Here is a 20,791-nt window from a genome sequence, read left to right as displayed (position 1 = left end):
ATGCCTAGATGCCGCGCTGCCACGCGGTGACCGTCGCGTGGTAGCTGTTCGCGCTCGTGGTGTCGAAGTTGAAGACGTGCCCATAACCGTTGACCACGAAGGCGTCCAGGCGCGGCGCCAGCGGGTAGAACGGCCTCTCGGAGTTGACCAGCGCCTGTGCCGACGAGCAGTCGGCGCCGAGCGGCGGGGTGCCGCAGAAGTAGTCGGCCGAGGTCTGCACGGTCATGACCGGCACGTTGATGGCCGCGCTCACCGGAAGCACGAGGTTGGACATCAGGGCGGTGGTGACGAACTCACCCGCCGACACGACGTCCTTTGTGGACTCGTCGAGGTCGATCACGGCGGAGATGTTCGGGCCCGGCGCGTGGAACATGTCGTAGCGGGTACCCGGCGCGGTCGTCAGATAGCCGACGTCCAGGCCTCGCAGGCTGAGCTTCGGGTCGATCGCGGCGGGGATCAGGTTCGTCAGGGCCGGCACCGCCCTGACGTAGTCCCACTGGTGCGTCATGCCGGTGACCAGAACGCCGTCGACGTCGCGGTACCTGCCCGCCTCCACCATCGCGATGGCCGAGCCGATGGAGTGCCCGCCGACGAGCACCTTGGCGAACCGCGGGCGCAGGTTCCCGATCACCTGGTGCACCGCTTCGGCCTGGTTGGGGACGTCGACCAGGATGCTGAGCGGTTTGGTGCTCCTGCCGGAGCCGATCCGGTCCACCACCATGGTGGCGATGCCCGCGCTGTTCATCGCCCGCGTGACCGATCGGGTCTCGCCCTCCACCGGGATGTCCCAGTACCCGCTGGTGTAGGTGCCACCGGGGACGAGCACCTGGACGGTCGTGGCTCCCTGCGGGACGCAGAGCTTGCCGTACATCACCTGCCTGATGAGCCCGAACTGGACCGGCGTGTTCACGTCCTCACAGGTGGTCTGGGCAGCGCTCGCCGGCGCGGGCACCGGTGTGAAGGCAGCGAGCAGCACGGCGGCACAGAGCCGACGGAAACGCATCGGGGAACAACCTCCAGCTAGCGGGGGACGACCGTCATCATCAGGTCGTTGGGGTAGGCCGCGTTCGTGAACTTGACGCGCACGGGCCGGTCTGGGACCAGCCGGTGGCGAGAGCAGACCGTCGCCGCGACGATGACGATCTCGGTCAGTGCGAAGTGGTTTCCGATGCACTGGTGGATACCGCCGCCGAACGGGACGTACGCGCCCTTCGGCAACTGCCGCGCGCGTTCGGGGGTCCAGCGGTCCGGGTCGAAGCGTTCGGGGTCGGGGAAGTTCGCCGGGTCGTGGTGCATCGTGTGCGGGCTGAGGATCACCTCGGTGCCCGGTGCCAGCCTGATGCCGCCGAGTTCGACCTCCTCGGCGGTGCGGCGCATGAGGAGCCAGAGCGGGTACTTCCGCAGGACCTCGTTCGCCACCTGGCCGAGGTAGGTCAGCTTCGGCACGTCGTCGATCGTCACCTGACGCCCGGCCAGCACCTCGTCGACCTCCGCCAGCACCCGCTTCTCGACCTCGGGGTTGGCGGCGAGTTCGTGGAAGATCCAGGACAGCGCCAGCGCGGTGGTCTCGATGCCCGCGGTCAGCAGCGTGACGACCTCGTCGAAGACCTGTTCGCCGGTCATCGGGTCGCCGGTTTCGGGGTCTCTGGCCAGCAGCAGCGTCGACAGCAGGTCGCCGTGGTCGGCGTCGTCGTCACGCCTGCTCGCGATGACCTCGTGCACGATCGCGCGCATCCGGGCGATGGCCGCGTCGAACTCGCGGTTGGCGGGGATGGGCAGCTTCTCGACGAACCCCGGCGACAGAGCGCGCGCGATCCCGTTCTTGATGATCACGAAGATCGACCGGCGGGCCTCGTCGACAGCGCGTTGGCCGATCTCGGTGGAGAACAGGGCCTCACCGACGATCGTGACCGCCAGGCCCTGCATGTCCTCTTCGATGCGCCGTACCTCGCCCGGCCGCCAGCTCTCCACCAGGTCGCGCGCCGCGCGGGCCATGGTGTTCGCGTAGCCGGCGATCCGGTCGCGGTGGAACGCCGGCTGCATCATCCGGCGCTGGCGCAGGTGGAACGCTCCGTTCGACAGCGCGAGCCCGTTGCCGACGAACGGCCGGAATTTGTCGAACATCCGGCCTTTGTGGAACTTCGGTGCGTCGGTGACCAGCACCTGGTGCATCAACTCGGGGCTGGTGACGAAAAAAGTACGCATCGGCCCGAGACGGACTTCGACGAGATCGCCCTGGCCTCGCAAATTCGCGGTGAACTCGAATTTTTTCCGCAACATCGGTAAGGAGTGCCCGAGAAATGGCAGCCGACCGGGTGCCACCGGGACGGACATCATCGCTCCTCGTCACATGGAAAGAGGGGGACAACCATATGAGTCGTTCGGTGGAGAGTGACAGTGCCCGATCGGGTGGCGTGCGTTCACACCACTGGTCTAGTCGTGTGCGCTTTGTGCCTGACTAAGCTGGTGCGTCCGCAACTTGAAGAGGTGGTCGTCGTGTCCAGCGAGCAGAACTGGATCCCGCAGAGCGTGGACGTCTCCGTGCCGAGCGCGGCGCGGGTGTACGACTACCTGCTCGGCGGCGCGCACAACTTCGCGATCGACCGCATGATGGGCGAAAAGGTCGAGAAGATGATGCCGCACGCCCGCAGCGCCGCGAGGGTCAACCGGGCTCTCCTGCGCCGCACGGTGCGCTTCATGGTCGATCAGGGCGTGCGGCAGTTCCTGGACATCGGCTCGGGCATCCCGACCGTGGCCAACGTGCACGAGGTCGCGCAGGAAGAGGCTCCCGAGTCCCGGATCGTGTACGTGGACCGCGATCCCGTGGCCGTCGCGCACGGTGAACTGATCGTCGCGGGCAACGACCGCGTCAGCGTGCTCCAGGCCGACATGCGTGACCCGGACAGCATCCTGACCAGTGGTGAGGCGAACCGGCTGCTCGACTTCGACCAGCCGATCGGCCTGCTGATGTTGTTCACGGTGCATTGGGTGCCGACCGAGGCGGACCCGTGGGGCCTGCTGAAGCACTACCGCGAGGCGCTGCCCAGCGGGAGCTATCTCGCGATCTCGCACATGGCGAACGACCACGCCAACGACGAGGCCTTCGCCGCGGCCAACAGGATGAACCAGGCGGGCGGAGACGTGGTCGTCGAGCGCAGTCGCGACGAGATCGCGGCCTTTTTCGGTGATTTCGAACTGGTCGAGCCCGGACTGGTCAAGTACGCCGAATGGCGACCCTCCGGACCTGGTGACATTTCCGACGATCCCGCGGTGAACAGGGTCGCGTACGCCGGTGTCGGTCGTAAGTCATAGAAAATATCGATAGAGTGATGTTGATTCACGCCGGTTGAGGTGAGACCGACCGTGCGTGGGTAAACTGCCGGACCTCAGAGCCATTTGCGAGGCGGCCTCGAATGCCCAACCCGAGTCGAATACCCGGCGTCACGCCCTCGCTTCAGGACAATGACAGGGCGCGGATGACGCTTGCCCGGAAGTGGTCGTATCGCCTGCTCGCCGCAGTCGCGATTCCACTGGGCCGGGAAGATCTCGACGCGGAACTGAGCGGCAGGCTCGACGCGTTGTGCGCGCTGCTGCACGAAGAACCGTTCACCACCGCTCCGGTCGAGGACATCGGCGCGGATCTGGCGAAGCTGGGCCACCTGGGGCAGCACGGGCTGCGCTGCACCGTGGAGGTGCTCGGCAAGGGGCTGGTGGCACTGCCGGAGCTCCAGCCCGTCGAGCGGTACGCGGAACGGGTCGCGCTCGCGCTGGGCGCACTCGGGACCGGCTTCACGGCGGCCAACGCCGAGTCCGTGCTCACGCAGCAGGAGAGCATGCAGAAGTCGTTGCTCAAGGCGGTGCGCGACGCGAACTGGAACCTCAAGGAGAGCGAGGCCCGCTACAACGAGGTGGTCAAGTCCTCCTCCAACGGGGTGCTGATCGTCGATCTCGACGGGCGGCTGCTCCGGGTGAACGGGGCCGTCGGCGACATCCTCGGGCGCACCTCGGACGAGCTCACCGGCGTGCCGCTGCTCGACCTCATCGCGCCCGGCTTCCGCGAGATGCTGCGGGAGGCGATGGCCGAGCTGGTCGGTGGCGGCGCCGAGCGGATCAGGCAGTCGCAGCGGATGCTCCGCGAGGACGGTGAGACGGCGCGGCTGTCGTTGACCGTGTCGTTGCTGCGCGGCGCTGACAACGAGCCCAACCACTTCGTCGTGGTGGTCGAGGACGGCACCGAACTGGCGCTGCTGCAGGGCGAGCTCAAGCGGCAGGCGTTGCACGACGTGCTGACCGGGCTGCCGAACCGCCAGTACTTCACCACCCAGCTGGAGATCGCGCTGCGCAAGGCCGACGCCGAGCACGGCATCACCGTCTTCCACCTGGACCTGGACGCGTTCGGCATGGTGTGCAACAGCTTCGGCGGCCGGGTCGCCGAGCGGCTGCTGCAACACGTCGCGCAGCGGCTGAGGGTGGTGATGGCGAGCGAGAAGGCCATGATCGCCCGGTTCGACGGCGACGAGTTCGGCGTTCTGGTGGAGAACAGCGCGACCACGCCGAGCGTCGGCGCGATCATGAAGAACGTCAACGACGACCTGCTCGAGCCGATCTACGTGGACGGTCACGGGCTGGCGGTGTCGGTGAGCGCGGGCGTGGTGCACCGGCCGGCGGCGGACGTCGAACCGGTCGACCTGCTGCGGGTGGCGGACACCGCGCTGCGCCGGGCCAAGGTGCGCAGGCGTGGCCAGTGGGAGGTCTTCCACGCGGGCCAGGACGCCGAGGTCCGCCGTGACCACCTGCTGGCCGTCACGATGCCGGGCGCGTGGGAGAACGGCGAGATCACCGTGCGGTACCGCCCGATCGTGCGGCTGGCCGACGGTGAGGTCAGCGGCGCCGAGGCGGTCCTGCGCTGGGATCGGCCGGATCTCGAGGCGATGGAGCACGACCGGTGCGCCGGCCTGGCCGAGGAGACCGGCCTGATCCTGCCGCTCGGCGAGTGGCTGCTGCGGATCGCGGCCGGGCAGTCGGCGTGGTGGCGGCAGCGCGGGCAGTTCGACCGGTCGCTGGTCGTACGGCTGACCGCGCACCAGTCGACGGACGCGGACCTCGTCTCACGTGTGGTGCGGGTGCTGGAGGAGACCGGGCTGACGGTCGGTGACCTGGCGGTCAGCATGCCGGCCGAGGTGCTGCCGCTGACAGATGCGGCCGACAACCTCGCGGTGCTCGCGGGGCTGGGTGTGCACGTGGGGCTCGACGACTTCGGGCTGGGGCCGCTGGATCCGGCTGCCGTGGGGGACCTGCCGGTGAAGTCCGTGCGGGTCGCGCGCAGCCTGGTCGAGCGCCGATCCCCTTACGTGACAGCGTTGATGCCACTGGTGCGCGGGGCGGGCATGACGGTCGCGGTCGACGGGATCCGCAGCGCGGAGCAGGCCCAGTGGTGGCGTGCGGTGGGGGCGGACTTCGCCACCGGCGAACACTTCGGTGCCGCTGGGACGGCGAGCGACTTCCTGAAGAGGTTGGAACCCCGGTGACCGGACGGGGTCGGGGTCACGTCCGGCCACCGGAGGAGTCTGCTGCTAACCAGTGAACTTCGCCAACGCCTTGGTGAATTCGTAGGTTTGCTGGTTGATGCCGCTGCACGAGGAGCTCATCGCGCCGCAGTTGCCCCTGTCCCGGTTGACCGCCCAGAACGAGACGCGGGACAGGTGCTTCGAGTTCGCCCACGTCACGATGTCGCGGAAGTTCTGCGGGGTGACGGTCTCGCCGGTGTCGGTCTTGCCGTTCATCGACGACAGGCCGCTGCGCCGGTACGCCGCGTCGTCGGTGAGGCCGTACGTCGACTTGACGTGGTTCTTCAGGCCGTCGACCGCGCTCTTGGTGTAGGCGAACATGTCGCCGCCGCTGCCCCAGTCGAACGGCATGACGGCCCAGGTGTCGATCGGCGCTCCGAGTTCCTTGGCACGGGTGACCAGGCGCTTGCCCCACGAGTTCGGGCCGGTGCGGTCGGTCGGCATGGTGATCACGGTCTTCACGCCGGGGTTGTTCTGCTTGATGATCTTCAGCGCGCCGAGCACGCGGTCCTGCGTGGTGTTGTTCTCGAACTCGGCGGCCTCGATGTCGATGTCGATCGCCTTGAGCGCGTAGGCGTCGATCACCTTCTGGTAGGCGCCGGCGAGTGCGCTCGCGGAGCCGCAGAACTGGCCGAGCTTGTTGCCGGACCAGCCGCCGATCGACGGCACCGCGTCGCCACCGGCCGCGCGGATGTTGTTGATCAGGGTCTTGTCCGAACCCGTCAGCGAGCGGTTGCCGTCCCACTTCGGGTTGCAGGTGCCGTCGCTGAGGATGAACGCGAGGGTGAAGCTCTTGATACCCGTCTGCTGCATCACCGTGGCGGGGTTGGGCTGACCGCCCCACTGGTAGAGGTAGGGCGCCGCGAGCACGGGGTTGACGGCCGCCTGTGCGGTCGTGGGCAGCGTGATCGCCGCGCACGTGGCAGCGACAGCGCCGACGAGGAACCGCTTCATCAGTCCTCCAAGACTGCTCGGTCCAGGGCGGCGGAGCTGGCAGTGAGGGGGCTCACAACGCATTCAAAAATGGACTAGACCACCGCTATCTGTCAAGAAGGTAGTCGAAAACCGGGTGCTACCCCGATCGGCGGGCGTCGCTGATCTTGTCGGTGCAGCGTGGTGAAATCGAGTCGTGGCACTTGCACCCCAGCTGGTCCGCCGGAAGCCGGAGACGCGCCCGCGTCCCCGGTGGGATGAGGCTGCCCAGCGGGTCTTCGCACATGAGGGTTTTCTGCGCGTGCTGGGCGGCCCCGGCACCGGCAAGACGACGTTGCTGGCCGAGCTGGCCGCGCACGTCGTGCTGGAGCTGGGGGCCGATCCGGAGAACGTGCTGGTCCTGACCGCGAACCGGCGTGCGTCCGTGGCGTTGCGCGCACGCATCACGCAGCTGCTGACCGGGCGGTTGTCGGCGATCCGCGAGCCGTTGGTGCGGACCGTGCACTCGTACGCGTTCGCGGTCCTGCGCAACCAGGCCGTGTTGCTCGACGAGCCGCCGCCCCGGTTGTTGTCCGGGCCGGACCAGGACGCGATGGTCCGCGAGCTGCTGGCCGGCGACGTCGAGCTGGGTGCGTCGCAGTGGCCGCAGCGGTTGCGGCCCGCGCTGGAGCTGCCGGGGTTCGCGCACGAGCTGCGGGATTTGCTGCTGCGGGCGGCGGAGCGCGGGCTGGGGCCGGAGGACCTGATCGAGCTCGGTGAGGAGCACGGGCGGGACGAGTGGGTGGCGGCCGGCCGGTTCGGGGCGCAGTACGAAGCGGTGAACCTGTTGTCCGGCATGGACTCCGCGACGGCGTACGCCCCTGCCTACGACGCTGCCGAGCTCGTGTCGACCGCTTATGCCGCGTTCGTGAACGACGAGGAGTTGCTGTTCGGCGAACGGCGCCGGGTGCGGTACCTGCTGGTCGACGACGCGCAGCACCTCGACCCGATGCAGTACTCGCTGATCAGCTCGCTGGGGTCGGCGGCGGAACGGTTCGTCCTGGCCGGCGATCCGGACCAGGCGATCTTCACGTTCCGCGGCGCCGATCCGGAGATCCTGCGGGACGTGCCGGGTGAGACCGTGGTGTTGCGGCAGTCGCACCGGATGACGCCCGAGGTGCGGGACGCGGTGGCGCGGCTGGCTTCCCGCCTGCCAGGAGCTTCTCCCGCGCGCTCGGTGCTGCCTGCTGACGGCGAAGGTTCCGTGCAGGTGCGGTTGCTCGCCTCGTCGGCGCAGGAAGCGACTTGGATGGCGGATCAGCTGCGGCGCTCGCACCTGGCCGATGAGGTGCCGTGGTCGCAGATGGCCGTTGTCGTGCGGTCGGCGACGTTGTCCTTGCCTGTGCTGCAACGGGCGTTGCTCGCCGCTGGCGTGCCGGTGTCCGTGGCGTCGGACGAGTTGCCGTTGGCGCAGCAGCCTTCCGTGCGTCCGTTGCTCGCTCTCATCCGTGCGGCTGCTTCGCCCGGGTCTTTGGACGAGGACACCGCGGCCATGCTGCTGTCGTCCTCCTACGGTGGCGCGGATCCGTTGGCGCTGCGGCGTTTGCGGCGTGGCCTGCGGCGCCTCGAGATGGCCGCGGGTGGCGACCGGCCGAGCGGTGAGCTGCTCGTCGAGGTGGTGGAGACGGCCGACCGGCTGGCGGCCCTGGAGGACGCGGAGTCCCTGCCCGCGCGCCGGATCGGGCACCTGCTGGCGTTGGCGCGCAAGGCGATCGAGGCCGGGAAGTCGGTCGAGGTCGTGCTGTGGGACCTGTGGACGGCGACGGGTCTGCAGGAGCGCTGGGTGGCGCAGTCGGCCCGGCGCGGGATGCCGGGCATGCAGGCGGACCGCGATCTGGACGCGATCGTCGCGTTGTTCGAGGCGGCCGCGAAGTACGTCGACCGGCTGCCGGGTTCCGGGGTGGCCGGGTTCGCGGACTACCTGGAGTCGCAACGGATCGTCGGCGACACGCTGGCTGCCGCGGCACCGACCGGTGAGGCGGTGTCGGTGATCACCGCGCACTCGGCGGCAGGCCGCGAGTGGGAGGTCGTGGCGGTGCCGGGCGTGCAGGAGGGCAGCTGGCCCGATCTGCGGCTGCGCGGCACGGTGCTGGGCGTCGAACGCATGGTGGACGTGCTGGCCGGCCTCGAACCGTCGGTGTCGGCGGTCGCCCCGATCCTGGCGGAGGAACGCCGGCTGCTGCTGGTGGCGGCTTCCCGGGCGCGCTCGAAGCTGTTGATCAGTGCCGTGCGCGGTGAGGACGAACAGCCGTCGCGGTTCCTGGACGAGATCGAGTCGTCCGCTGAGGACGAACGGAAACTGCACCGCCCGCAGCGCGGTCTGGTGCTCGGTGAGCTGGTCGGCGAGCTGCGCCGGGTGGTGTGCTCGGACTCGGAGGATCCCGAGCGGCGCGCGCGGGCCGCTGAGCAGCTGGCCCGGCTCGCTGAGGCCGGTGTGCCCGGCGCGCATCCGGAGTCCTGGTACGGCCTGGCGGAGGTGTCCGTTGGCGCTCCACTGTGGACGGAGGAGCAGAAGGTCAGCGTGACGCCGTCGACCATCGAGGTGATCACGAAGTGCCCGCTGCGCTGGGTGGTCGAGCGGCACGGCGGTCAGGACCCGGCCGAGCTCGCCTCGGTGACCGGAACGCTCGTGCACGCGCTGGCACAGGCCGCCGCGTCCGGGGCCGATTCGGCTCAGCTGCGGGTGAAACTGGACGAGGCGTGGGCGGCGGTGGACGCGGGTGCGCCGTGGTTCTCCCGCCGCGAACGCCTGCGCGTGGAGAAGATGCTCGACACGTTCCTCGCCTGGCTGGCCATGAGCCGCAGCCAGCTCACGCAGGTCGCGGTCGAGGAGGAGATGGTCGTCGAGGTCCCCAAGCGCGACGGCGGCCCGTGGCTGCAGGTGCGCGGCCGGGTCGACCGCCTCGAACAGGACGAGGACGGCCGCCCTGTCGTGATCGACCTCAAGACCGGCAAGAGCCCGGTGTCCCGTGAGGCGTCGCAGGAACACCCACAGCTGGCCGTCTACCAGCTGGCGTCGTCGCTGGGCGGCTTCACGCACATCGGGCTGGGCACCGAGCCCGGTGGGGCCCGCCTGCTGTACGTGGCGAAGGAGGACAAGAAGACAGGTGCGGTCGAACGCACCCAGGCGCCGCTCGACGAGCAGGGCGTCCAGGCGTGGCTGGAGGTGGTGCAGGGAGCCGCGGAGTCCGTGCTGGGGCCGCGGTACACCGCGCGGGAGAACGCGGACTGCGACCGTTGCCCGGCGCGCACGACGTGCCCGGTCCACCCGTCCGGACGACAGGTGAGCGAGTAGGTGGCTGTGACCTGCGCGTTTCGTCTGTTCGAACGGTCGGCGAACACACCGGCACGGGTGGTGCGGACGCGTGTGATCCGGGTAGGAAGATGTGTGTGTGACGTTGCTCAGCACCTGTGACCGCGCTGCCGCCCGATGACGGTCAGTCCTTTCGAGATCGCCGAGGCGCTCGGGCTGAACAAGCCGACCCCCGAGCAGGCCGAGGTGATCGCCGCACCAGCGCAGCCCGCGCTGGTGATCGCGGGTGCGGGTGCGGGCAAGACCGAGACCATGGCCGCGCGCGTGGTGTGGCTGGTGGCGAACGGTCTCGTGCTGCCGGACCGGGTGCTGGGCCTGACGTTCACGCGCAAGGCGGCACGCCAGCTCGCGGACCGCGTGCGGGCTCGTTTGCGCAGGCTGGCGGGGTCGTCGTTGCTGGACGAGCTCGACCCGAGCGGCGAGACCAAGATGGCCGTGCTGACCGGCGAGCCCGTGGTGCTGACGTACCACGCGTACGCCGGGCGGTTGGTCACCGAACACGGCCTCCGGCTGCCGGTGGAGCCGGGCGTGCGGCTGCTGACGCAGACGGCGTCGTGGCAGCTCGCGCATCGCGTGGTGTCGACGTGGGCGCGCGACCTGGACACGGACAAGGTGCCGGCCACGGTCACCGGCTACCTGCTGTCGCTGGCCGGTGAGCTGGGCGAGCACCTCGTGACGCCTGAGCAGCTGGAGGCGCACGCCGCGGAGCTGTGCGCGTTGATCGAGAACGCTCCGAAGGCGCCACGGCAGCGTGACGCGCTGCCGGAGAAGCTCCGCGAAGTCGTTGCAGCACAACGGCTGCGGGTCGCGCTGTTGCCGTTGCTGGACGCGTACCAGCAGCGCAAGCGCAAGGAGGCCGCGCTGGACTTCGCGGACCAGATGTCGCTGGCCGCGCAGCTCGCCGCGTTCCCAGAGGTGTCTTCCGGCGAGCGCGAACGCTACGGCGCCGTTCTGCTGGACGAGTACCAGGACACCGGCCATGCGCAGCGCGTGCTGCTGCGGTCGTTGTTCGGGCTCGGTGAACCGATGCCGGTGACGTCGGTGGGCGACCCGGCGCAGGCGATCTACGGCTGGCGCGGGGCGTCCGCGGCGAACCTGCCACGTTTCGCCGACGACTTCCCGCCGACCAGGAAGTTCGGTCTGCTGACCAGTTTCCGCAACCCGCCGGAGGTCCTGGAGCTGGCGAACGCCGTGTCGTTGCCGCTGCGCGAAGCCGGTCTGGAAGTCGACGAACTGCGCGCCCGCCCCGGTGCCGGCGCCGGTGACGTGCGGCTGGCCCTGCACGAGGACATCCGGCAGGAACTCGACTGGCTCGCGGACAACTTCGCGGCGCAATGGGAGGCCCACCTCGACGCGGAAGGCGTGCCCCCGACCGCGGCCGTCCTGGTGCGCCGTCGTTCGGACATGGCGGCCATCGCGGCAGCACTGCGCGAACGCGGCCTGCCGGTCGAGGTCGTCGGTCTCGGCGGATTGCTGGACGAACCCGAGGTGCGAGACCTGGTCTCGGCACTCCGCGTGCTGGTGGACCCGCTGGCAGGCACCGCGGCCGCACGCTTGCTGACCGGCTCGCGATGGCGGCTCGCGGCCGTCGACCTCGCCGCGCTCTGGTCCCGCGCACGCGACCTGGCGGGCGTCGCACCGCGACAGTCCGTTGTGGACGATCCACTGCTGGTGCTGGCAGACGCACTGCCCGGCGAACACGCGGAACAAGCAGGCCTGGCCGACGCGTTGGACGACCCCGGCGACCCGGACGCCTACTCGACCGACGGCTACCGGCGAATCCGGCGGCTCGGCGGCGAGCTGGCGGCGTTGCGACGAAGGCTCGACCAGCCCCTGCCCGAACTGGTCGCGGACGTCGAGCGCACGCTCCTGCTGGACATCGAGTCGATGTCGCGCCCCGGCATGGTCGGCCGCGCCCACCTCGACGCCTTCTCCGACGTGGTGACGGACTTCGCCGCCGCCTCCCCGTCCGCAACGCTGCCGTCACTGCTCGACTACCTCTACACCGCCGAACACGCCGAGGACGGCCTGGAACCCGGCGAGGTGGAGGTCTCGGAGGACCGCGTCCAGATCCTGACCGTCCACTCCGCCAAGGGCCTGGAGTGGCGCATCGTCGCGCTGCCGCACCTGGTGCGCGACGTGTTCCCCGGCCGCAAGAAGTCCTCGTGCTGGCTCAAAGCCGTGACCGAACTACCCGCGTCCCTGCGCGGCGACTCGGCCGACCTGCCGGTGCTGCGCCTGTCCGCCGGCTTCAACCGCAAAGAGGTCGACGAAGCCCTCACCATCCACGCCGAGGAGTTCGAAGAACGCCGCCTGGTAGAAGAACGCCGCCTCTTCTACGTGGGCGTGACCCGAGCCGAACACAGCCTGCTCATGTCGGGCCACTGGTGGTCGGAGTCCGGCGAGAAGCCCAAGGGCCCCTCGGTGTTCCTGCAGGAGATGCACGAGGTCCTGCAACGCGACAACCCGCCGGGCGACATCTCGGTGTGGGCGGCCGAACCCTCCGCCGACACCCCGAACCCGCTCGCCGAAGACGTGAAAACCTCCCAGTGGCCGGCCGACCCCCTGGGCAAACGCCGCGACGCCGTGGTCGAGGGCGCCGCCATGGTCCTGGCCGCCATGGACGCCCTGCGCAACGCCCCACCCGAACCGCTACCGCTGATCTTCGACGAGCCCGTGCCGGAAGTGGTGGACGAGGACTACCCGCCCCCCGTCGACGAGCCCCCGGACGACGACTTCCCACCGGAACCCGAACCCCTGCCCGACGACGTGGTCCCAGACGACCCGGAAATGCCGGAAGACGCCGACCCGGACGGCTGGGCCCGCGACGTGGACGTGCTGCTGGCCGAACGCGCAGCCGCCCAGAACCGCCGCGAACAGGTAGTCCTGCCCGACCACCTGTCGGTCTCGCAACTGGTGGAACTGGCCAAGGACCCGGACGCCCTTGCCCGCCGCCTGCGCCGCCCCCTGCCGTTCCCACCCAATCCGCTGGCTAGGCGTGGCACCGCGTTCCACACGTGGCTGGAGAACCGGTTCGGTGCCACCCGGCTGCTGGACATCGACGAACTGCCCGGCGCGGGCGACGCCGAGGCCGCGCCGGATGCGGATCTGGAGCGCCTGAAGGAGTCGTTCCTCGGTAGTGCGTGGGCAGATCGGACGCCGCACGACGTCGAGGTGCCGTTCGAGGCCGAGTTCGACGGGATCTCGGTGCGCGGGCGGATGGACGCCGTGTACCGGGATGCGGACGGCTGGACCGTGGTCGACTGGAAGACGGGTGCGGTGCCGGACGCCGAGGCGCTGCCGGCGCTGTCGGTGCAGTTGGCGGCTTATCGGCTGGCTTGGGCGAAGTTGGTGGGGGAGCCGTTGGAGCGGGTTCGGGCTGCGTTCCACTATGTGCGGCATGACCACACGGAGCGGCCGGCGGATCTGCTGGATGAGCAGGGGTTGAAGGACCTGATCCGGTCCGTGGAGTCGTGACGGCTCCGGGGGTCGGGAAGGCTCCGGGGGTCCGGACGGCTCTGGGGGTCCGGACGGCTCTGGGTGTCGTGACGGCTCCGGGGGTCGGGAAGGCTCTGGGGGTCCGGACGGCTCTGGGGGTCCGGACGGCTCTGGGTGTCGTGACGGCTCCGGGGGTCGGGAAGGCTCCGGGGGTCCGGACGGCTCTGGGGGTCCGGACGGCTCTGGGTGTCGTGATGGCTCCAGGGGTCGGGACGGCTCTGGGTGTCGTTATGGCTCTGGGGGCGGGCTCCGAGGGCGTGATGGCGCGGCCTTGCGGGGCGCGAAGGCGCGCGGACGGTCGGGGCGGACGCGGCGGCGGGACGCGGCGGGTCGGGACGCGGAGGGTCGGGCGCGGTGGCGCGCGGAGGTGCGGGTCGGTGCGCGGTGAAGCGTGGTCAGGGGTGCGTTGTCGGGCGGTGCTGTCGATCACCGCGGATGCCGCTGTCGATCACCGCATGCTCAAGATCGCGAGTTGTCCACAGGCTGCGACTCTTTGAACTGCGGTTATGTCGGGCCGGGTAACCTGTGGATAGCCGGGAACCCAAAGCGCGTTTCACTCGTTGCGTGACAAGGAAGCGCGCGGGGGCAGCAGCGGGCCCAGGCTGGAAGGGCGACCGGAGCTCTCAAAGAGGTGCGGTGGCCGGAGCCTTCAAGGATGAGGTGCCCGGAGGATCCGGGGCGTCTGGCTCGGGCTGCGGCTGGATCGGACCGCGGCTGGCTCGGAGCGCGGCCAGGATGTGACTGCCGAGGTGGCAGGCTCGGGCTGCGCGGGGCAGCGCGCGAGAGGGCTCCGGGCTGCCAGGAGCTCTCGGGGCGATCGGCTCAGGCTTCGGCCGGCGCGTGCGAGGCCTTGAGGACCCGTTCGTAGAGGACCTCGAGCAGCCAACGCCCGAAGAGGGACGGGCCGAACTCCGGTGAGCGGTCCTCCGGCGGGACCATCAGGTCTGCGGTGGAGTCGTCGGCCACCACGACGCCGATGCCGTAGTAGTCGAGTTCGATGTAGGACCAGGCCTGGGACTCGTCGGTGCGGGGGAGCATCACCGCGCACGGGGCCAGGGTCAGCAGGGTCCCGCAGGATTGCAGGGCGCGGTCCGTTGTGGATTCGCTGACCAGGACGCCCACCAACTCCACCGCGGCCACTGGGAGGCGGTCGTGGGCTTCTGGCTCGAACCAGGAGCGGAACCACGAGGGGTCGGCGCGGGGTGGCCAGCCGTTCTGGGTTCTCCACTCGTGCACTTCGGGCAGCAGGCGCACCACCGCGGACACCTGCTGGCCCAGGACGGCGACGTCGGGAACGACGACTCCGTCCCAGCCGAGCGCGGTTGCGGCGCGCTGAAGAAGCGTGTGCACAGGGCGCATCCTAGGGTTCCTCGCGCAGAAAATGACAGCGTTTGCGGGATACTTGGTTAAGGATTACCCAGGGTGGTCATGGGGATGCTTTGGCCACTTTCCAGGCCCATGCTACGAGCGGGATCTGCAGTGGCAGGCGACCATACGCCAGGGCTCGGGCTTTCGGCGACTTGTCGCGGAAATCCAGAGCCATTTTCACGTTTGCCGGGAAGACGGCGATGAACAGCGCGGTGGCGGCCAGGGCGCCCAGGCGGCGCGTTCGGGGCACGGCTACCGCGGTGGCCACGGCCAGTTCGGCTGCGCCTGACGCGTACGTCCACTGCCTCGGGGTGCCGGGCAGGGCGCGGGGGACGATCGCGTCGTAGAACTTCGGCCTGGTGAAGTGGGTTGCGCCTGCCAGGCCCAGCAGTGCGGCGAGCGCCAGCGCCGATCGCGCTCGGGAACGGTTCGGTTCCATGCCGTCACACTGTCATGCCTACGCCGCGTAGGCGAGGCGGGGCTGGCCTATTCTCCACGAGCGTGGCAGGTGATTCTCCTCATCCCGAACGCGCCGCGGTGGCCGCGTTGACCGAATCCTTCGTGGCCGGGCTCTGCGAGTGGATCAGGATTCCGTCGATTGGCGTCGACCCCGCGCATCGCGTTGACGTGCAGAGATCCGCCGAGTGGCTGGCTGGAGAGCTTGAGAGAGACGGGTGGCCGGAGGTTCGGATCTGGGATCACGGGCCCGCGCTTCCCGCTGTCTTCGCCTGCTGGCCGGCCGAGGATCCGGATGCGCCGACGGTGCTCGTTTACGGTCACCACGACGTGCAGCCGGTCGATCCGGTCGAGCGCTGGCATCATCCGCCGTTCGAGCCTGTGATCAGCGGCGATGAGCTCAGGGGGCGCGGCGCCAGCGACGACAAGGGGCAGGTCGCCATGCACCTGCTCGCGGTGAAGGCACATCTGGCCGCCACCGGACAGAATGCGCCGAGCGTCACGCTGAAACTCTTCATCGAAGGTGAGGAGGAATCAGGATCGCCGCACCTGCGAAAGCTCCTCGAGGCGCACAAAAAGGATCTCGTTTGCGATCTTGTCGTGTTTACCGACACGGCGTTGCACGAACGTGAGGCGCCCACTGTCAACACCGGGCAGCGGGGTGTTCTCGGCGGCGAGATCACGTTCTTCGGTGGCACCGATGACGTTCATTCCGGGCGTGCGGGCGGTGCGATTCCGAACCCGGCCACGGCCCTCGCGAAACTGATCGCCGCGCTGCACGACGACGACGGCCGGATTCAGCTCCAAGGCTTCTACGACGACGTGGCGGAACCGTCCACAAAGGAGCGTCAAGACTACGCCGAGCTGCCGTTCGACGAGCAGAAGTGGCTGGCGCGCAACGGAGGCGGCGCGCAGGCCGTGGCGGGCGAGCCGGGTTACACCACGCTCGAACGGATCTGGGTCCGGCCGACCGCCGAGATCAACGGGATCAGCAGCGGCTACACCGGGCCCGGCCTGAAGACGATCATCCCGGCCACCGCGACGGCGAAGATCAGCTTCCGGCTGGTGCCCGACCAGGTGCCGGAGAAGACGAAGGACCAGCTCGAGGAGTTCGTCGCCAAGCACACGCCGCCGGGCATCCGGGCCGAGGTCAGCTTCCGCGGCGAGGGGGTGCCGCCGTACGCGATCAGCCCGGACGACCCGGCCAACGCGACGGTCAAGGAGGCGATGGAGCTCGCGTTCGACCAGCCGGTCAGGTTCGCGCGGGCCGGCGGATCGGGGCCCGCGGCGGTGTTGCAGGCGTGGCTCGGGGTGCCCCTCGTCTACCTCGGCGCGACCTTGCCGGATGATCGCGTGCACGCGCCGAACGAGCGCGTAGTGGTGCCGTTGCTCCTCAAGGGTGCGGAGGCGGCTGCTCACCTGTGGCGGATGCTTCCCGAGAGGTTGGTCCGATGACCCTGTCTGACGAAGCGTCGCACTCGCTCGTCGGCGTGATCAGGATGCCGGACCAGGTGCAGAGCCCGGTCCGAGCGATCATGAAACGCGTGGTCGGTGCGATGGCCGCGCTGCTGCTCGCGGTGCTGATCGTCTACCTGGACCGCGACGGCTACCGCGACGTCAACGAGGACGGCGTTTCGCTCCTCGACTCGTTCTACTACGCGACGGTGTCTCTCTCGACGACCGGCTACGGCGACATCACGCCCGCGTCGTCGTCGGCGCGATTGATCAACGTTCTGGTCATCACGCCGTTGCGGGTCCTGTTCCTGATCGTGCTGGTCGGTACAACACTCGAAGTTCTCACCGAGCGCTCCCGGCAGGCGTTGCGCATTCAAAAGTGGAGGCGGATCGTGCGTGACCACGTCGTGGTCGTCGGTTACGGCACGAAGGGGCGTTCCGCGGTCGCGGCGCTGCTCGGCGACGGTGTCGAGCCCGGCTCGATCGTCGTCGTGGACACCGTGCAGGAGTCGCTCGACGCCGCGTCCGCCATCGGGCTCGTGACGGTGCATGGTTCCGGTACGCGCAACGACGTGCTGAGGGTCGCCGGTGCGGCCCGTGCGCGCGCGATCGTCGTTGCCCCGAACCGGGACGACACGGCGGTGCTGGTGACGTTGACTGCCCGCGAGCTCGCCCCCAAGGCGCAGATCGTCGCGTCGGTGCGGGAACGGGAGAACGAGCACCTGCTGAAGCAGTCCGGCGCCGACTCGGTGGTCGTGTCGTCGGAGACGGCGGGTCGCCTGCTCGGCATGGCCACGGCGACGCCGTCGGTGGTGGCGATGGTGGAGGACCTGCTCACGCCCGACGCGGGTCTGGCGATCGCCGAGCGGGACGTCGAGAAGAGCGAGATCGGCGGGTCGCCGCGGCACCTGCCCGACATAGTGCTGGGCGTGGTGCGGGGCAAGACGCTCTACCGGGTGGACGCTCCCGAGGCGGACGCGATCGAGCCGGGTGACCGGCTGCTCTACGTCAAGAAGGTGACTCCGCCCGGCGGGGAGTAGGCAGCACGGCCGGTGCGCGCAGGGGCGCGTAGCGGAAGAGGAACGCGTAGAAGCCGCCCGCCAGCGCTGCGAGGCACAGCAGCAGCGCGGTGAGGCGGCGGCCGACCGGTAGTCCGACGGGGAGCGAGGCGGCGGACTGCACCATGTCGGGTTGCGGGTTGTCGCCGGTCATGACGATCTCGACGGTCTCGCCCTTGTTGTGGCCGCAGCCGTCCAGCTTGGCTTTCTTCTTCTCACCGCCGGCGTCCCACTCGACGGTGTCCATGCCCTGGCCGCACGCGCCGGTCTCGACGACGGTCGCGGCCACGGGTCTGGGAGGTTCCTCGGCGCCGAGGACCTTGGAAGGCACCAAGAGCGCGACCGCGACCCCGATCCCGACCAGTCCGACGACCAGCAGGATGAACACCCATCTGTCCGGGCTTCGCGGAACCGCCACACTGCGATGTTCGCAGACGCGGCGGCCCGCGTGGAGCCCAGGTTTACTTCGGCAGCTGGCGGAGCTTCTCGACCTTGACGGTCTTGCCGTCGGACACCGTGCCGGTCACGGCGACGAGGTCACCGTTCTTCGGCTTCTCGGTCACCGCGGACAGGTCGAGCGGCGTCTGCAGGCCGTCCACCTGCACCAACGTGGCGTTGTTGCCGTTGACGTCCTTGATCGTGCCGCGCTCGTTCGCCTTGGCCAGCGCCACGTTCAGCGCCTTGCCGTCCTTCACGCGCACGGTCACGCGCTGGTCGGCCTTGAGCCCGGCGAGGTCGCCGCCACGCAGCTTCGTGGCGCCGTCCGTGGTCAACGACACCTCGCTGCCGTCGTCCTTGGTGATCGTGAGCTTGCCCGACTCGACCGACTTCACCCGGCCGACCACGAGCGTGCTGTCCTTCAGACTCGCCTTGTCCGGACGCCCCGGCTTGCCAGGACCGCCGGGGTGGCGCTCCGCGAACACCATGTTCGGCGGGCCGTCGGGGTCGTCGGCCGCTGTCGCCACCGCGATGCCGCCGACGGTGAGCCCGACGGCCGCGACGATGGCGCCGGCCCACGCTGATTTCTTCGACATGGGCCCAGGGTGCGCGGGCAATCTGAGCGTGAGCTGAAGGCGAGTCGCCCGAAGTCCCGATGATCAGCAGAATGGTGAGGTGTCCGCCAGGGTGTTGGTGATCGAGGACGCCGAGGCGATCGGCGCCGCGGTGTCGTCCGCGTTGCGCGAGTCCGGGTACGAGGTGCAGCACCGGCTGGACGGGCGTCAGCTGGAGGCCGACCTGGGGCGCTTCCGGCCGGACCTGGTCGTGCTCGACGTGATGCTGCCCGGCCGCGACGGCTTTCAGCTGCTCGAGGTGATCCGCCGGGCCTCTGGCGCCGGCGTGGTCATGCTGACCGCGCGCGACGGCGTGCCGGACCGGTTGCGCGGGCTGTCCGGCGGGGCCGACGACTACGTGGGCAAGCCGTTCGTGCTGGCCGAGCTGGTGGCGCGGGTGTCTGCCGTGTTGCGCCGTCTCGGTCGCACGCCGTCGACGGTGCAGGTCGGTGACCTGGTGGTGGACGCTGATGCTGGTGTTGTCATGCGCGCTGACCGGATGATCGAGCTGACCGCGACCGAGTTGCGGCTGCTGGTGTACCTGGCGGCTCAGCGCGGGCGAGTGGTGTCGAAGACGCAGATTCTGACGGCCGTGTGGGGATACGAGGACTACGACCCGAACCTGGTCGAGGTCCACATTTCCGCCGTGCGCCGGAAGCTTGAGGAACACGGCACGCGGTTGGTGCACACCGTGCGTGGTCTTGGGTACGTGTTGCGGGCCGACGAATGAACCTGCGCACGGTGTCGTTGCGGCGCCGGGTTGCGGTTTCGGTGCTGCTGGTGCTGTTCCTGGTGCTGGTGGCGTTGGTGATCTCCGTCGACCGGACGTTCGAGGGACAGTCCAACAAGGACGTCGACGTGGTGCTGCGCGACGCCGAGACGCGTGCGACCGGGTTGATGATGCGTGGGGTGCCGCCGCGCGATGTGGTCCGGCAGCTCAGCAAGCGGAACGTCCACGTGACGGTGGAGCTGGCCAACGGCAACCGGTTCGGGGACGAGCCGGAGGAGGGGCCGTTCCAGCGCAAGAACCAGGTGATTCGCGGGGCCAAGTTCACCTTTTATGCCGACACCGAGGCGATCTCGCAGGCTCAGGTTCGGTTGCGGAAGCTGCTGATCATGCTGGGGCTCGGGGCCATCGTGATCACCGGGGTGTTGATGATCTGGGTGGTCCGGCGGGCGTTGGCGCCGTTGGACGCCATGACCTCGCTGGCGCAGGCGATTGCCGCTGGGCATCGGGGTGGGCGGTTGAACCCGTCTCGGACGGATACCGAGCTGGGGCGCACTGCTGCTGCCTTTGACGGGATGCTGGACTCGTTGGAGGGGTCTGAGCAGCGGACTCGGCGGTTCGTCGCGGATGCCGCTCATGAGTTGCGGACGCCTATCACCGGGGTTCAGGCGGTGGCTGAGGCGCTGGTGCAGGCGCCGGTTGATTCGCCTGATCGGGATCAGATGTCGTTCTTGCTGGTGCGGGAGGCTCGGCGGGCTGGGCGGTTGGTGGACGATCTGCTGGCGCTCGCCCAGTTGGATGCCGGGTACGAGATGCAGCGGGAGTCTGTGGATCTGCTCGGGTTGGCTGAAGCCGAGGTGGCTCGGACTCGGTTTGTGGCGCCTGATTTCGACATTGCTGTCGAGGGGGTGCCGGTTGTTGTGGTCGGGGATGGGCAGCGGTTGGCGCAGGTTCTGGCGAATCTGGTGGACAACGCTCGGCAGGCGACTGGGCCGGGTGGGGCTGTTCGGATTCGGGTGGATGTCACTGGGTTCACGGTGTCGGATGACGGGCCTGGGGTGCCGGAGGGGGAGCGGGAGCGGATTTTCGACCGGTTGGTTCGGTTGGATGACGCTCGGGATCGGCGGTCTGGGGGGTCTGGACTTGGGTTGGCGATTGCTCGGGGGGTTGTTCGGGCTCACGGTGGGGAATTGACTTGTGAGCCGTCTGGGCGGGGGGCGGTTTTTCGGGTTGTGTTGCCGGGGGGTGCTTAGGGGTTCGCGGCTTGTGTGGGTGGTTGGGTTGCGTAGAGCGAGTCACCTTGCGTGCTTCCCTCTGGGGGCTCC

General features: G+C 69.3%; 15 protein-coding genes. 8 read left to right on the top strand and 7 right to left on the bottom strand.

What is annotated here, in order from left to right:
- Positions 1 to 4 precede the first annotated feature (4 nt).
- Together SK803_RS45400 and SK803_RS45395 are read right to left on the bottom strand one after the other, a co-directional pair.
- A complete protein-coding gene (locus tag SK803_RS45400; RefSeq protein WP_319972470.1) occupies positions 5 to 1,003 on the bottom strand; it encodes an alpha/beta hydrolase in 999 nt (332 codons plus the stop codon).
- A gap of 17 nt (positions 1,004 to 1,020) precedes the next feature.
- Positions 1,021 to 2,334, bottom strand: coding sequence for a cytochrome P450 (locus SK803_RS45395; RefSeq protein ID WP_319972469.1), 1,314 nt, complete (start codon positions 2,332 to 2,334; stop codon positions 1,021 to 1,023).
- 132 nt (positions 2,335 to 2,466) lie between these two features.
- Here SK803_RS45395 and SK803_RS45390 point away from each other — a divergent pair, with 132 nt between their 5' ends.
- Both SK803_RS45390 and SK803_RS45385 read left to right on the top strand, forming a co-directional pair.
- Complete coding sequence (locus SK803_RS45390) at positions 2,467 to 3,312, top strand: SAM-dependent methyltransferase (protein ID WP_406601674.1); 846 nt, start codon at positions 2,467 to 2,469, stop codon at positions 3,310 to 3,312.
- Between the two features lie 164 nt (positions 3,313 to 3,476).
- Positions 3,477 to 5,528 carry a putative bifunctional diguanylate cyclase/phosphodiesterase gene (locus tag SK803_RS45385; protein WP_319972468.1) on the top strand — a complete coding sequence of 684 codons (2,052 nt, stop codon included), beginning with the start codon at positions 3,477 to 3,479 and terminating at the stop codon, positions 5,526 to 5,528.
- A 45-nt stretch (positions 5,529 to 5,573) separates the two neighbouring features.
- Here SK803_RS45385 and SK803_RS45380 read toward each other — a convergent pair whose 3' ends face one another.
- Positions 5,574 to 6,521, bottom strand: a complete 948-nt coding sequence (locus SK803_RS45380) for a chitinase (RefSeq protein WP_319972467.1) — start codon at positions 6,519 to 6,521, stop codon at positions 5,574 to 5,576.
- Between the two features lie 175 nt (positions 6,522 to 6,696).
- On the opposite strand from SK803_RS45380, the gene SK803_RS45375 reads away from it, so the two are divergent.
- The gene (locus tag SK803_RS45375; RefSeq protein WP_319972466.1) at positions 6,697 to 9,834 is read left to right on the top strand and encodes an ATP-dependent helicase; all 3,138 of its coding nucleotides are present in this window, start codon (positions 6,697 to 6,699) and stop codon (positions 9,832 to 9,834) included.
- Positions 9,835 to 9,969: 135 nt separating this feature from the next.
- Positions 9,970 to 13,329, top strand: a complete 3,360-nt coding sequence (locus SK803_RS45370) for an ATP-dependent helicase (RefSeq protein WP_319972465.1) — start codon at positions 9,970 to 9,972, stop codon at positions 13,327 to 13,329.
- Positions 13,330 to 14,172: 843 nt separating this feature from the next.
- Here SK803_RS45370 and SK803_RS45365 read toward each other — a convergent pair.
- Together SK803_RS45365 and SK803_RS45360 are read right to left on the bottom strand one after the other, a co-directional pair.
- The gene (locus SK803_RS45365; protein WP_319972464.1) at positions 14,173 to 14,700 is read right to left on the bottom strand and encodes a hypothetical protein; all 528 of its coding nucleotides are present in this window, start codon (positions 14,698 to 14,700) and stop codon (positions 14,173 to 14,175) included.
- Positions 14,701 to 14,776: 76 nt separating this feature from the next.
- On the bottom strand, positions 14,777 to 15,157 hold the full coding sequence (locus tag SK803_RS45360; protein ID WP_319972463.1) for a DoxX family protein: 381 nt from the start codon (positions 15,155 to 15,157) through the stop codon (positions 14,777 to 14,779).
- A 62-nt stretch (positions 15,158 to 15,219) separates the two neighbouring features.
- Between SK803_RS45360 and SK803_RS45355 the strand changes: the two genes are divergently transcribed.
- On the top strand, positions 15,220 to 16,629 hold the full coding sequence (locus tag SK803_RS45355) for a M20/M25/M40 family metallo-hydrolase (RefSeq protein ID WP_319972462.1): 1,410 nt from the start codon (positions 15,220 to 15,222) through the stop codon (positions 16,627 to 16,629).
- The gene (locus SK803_RS45350; protein WP_319972461.1) at positions 16,626 to 17,669 is read left to right on the top strand and encodes a potassium channel family protein; all 1,044 of its coding nucleotides are present in this window, start codon (positions 16,626 to 16,628) and stop codon (positions 17,667 to 17,669) included. The genes SK803_RS45355 and SK803_RS45350 overlap by 4 nt, the downstream gene beginning before the upstream one ends.
- Here SK803_RS45350 and SK803_RS45345 read toward each other — a convergent pair.
- Both SK803_RS45345 and SK803_RS45340 read right to left on the bottom strand, forming a co-directional pair.
- Complete coding sequence (locus tag SK803_RS45345; RefSeq protein ID WP_319972460.1) at positions 17,638 to 18,105, bottom strand: hypothetical protein; 468 nt, start codon at positions 18,103 to 18,105, stop codon at positions 17,638 to 17,640. The genes SK803_RS45350 and SK803_RS45345 overlap by 32 nt on opposite strands.
- 43 nt (positions 18,106 to 18,148) lie before the next feature.
- Positions 18,149 to 18,721, bottom strand: a complete 573-nt coding sequence (locus SK803_RS45340) for a hypothetical protein (protein ID WP_319972459.1) — start codon at positions 18,719 to 18,721, stop codon at positions 18,149 to 18,151.
- 79 nt (positions 18,722 to 18,800) lie between these two features.
- Between SK803_RS45340 and SK803_RS45335 the strand changes: the two genes are divergently transcribed.
- Positions 18,801 to 19,469: a response regulator transcription factor gene (locus tag SK803_RS45335; RefSeq protein WP_319972458.1), complete on the top strand. Its 669-nt coding sequence runs from the start codon at positions 18,801 to 18,803 to the stop codon at positions 19,467 to 19,469.
- On the top strand, positions 19,466 to 20,719 hold the full coding sequence (locus SK803_RS45330) for a sensor histidine kinase (protein ID WP_319972457.1): 1,254 nt from the start codon (positions 19,466 to 19,468) through the stop codon (positions 20,717 to 20,719). The genes SK803_RS45335 and SK803_RS45330 overlap by 4 nt, the downstream gene beginning before the upstream one ends.
- Positions 20,720 to 20,791 lie beyond the last annotated feature (72 nt).

The organism is Lentzea miocenica (assembly GCF_033949945.1).
Classification (GTDB): Bacteria; Actinomycetota; Actinomycetes; order Mycobacteriales; family Pseudonocardiaceae; genus Lentzea; species Lentzea miocenica.
Note: the sequence above shows the minus strand (reverse complement) of the source record. Positions and strands in the feature narration are given on the sequence as shown.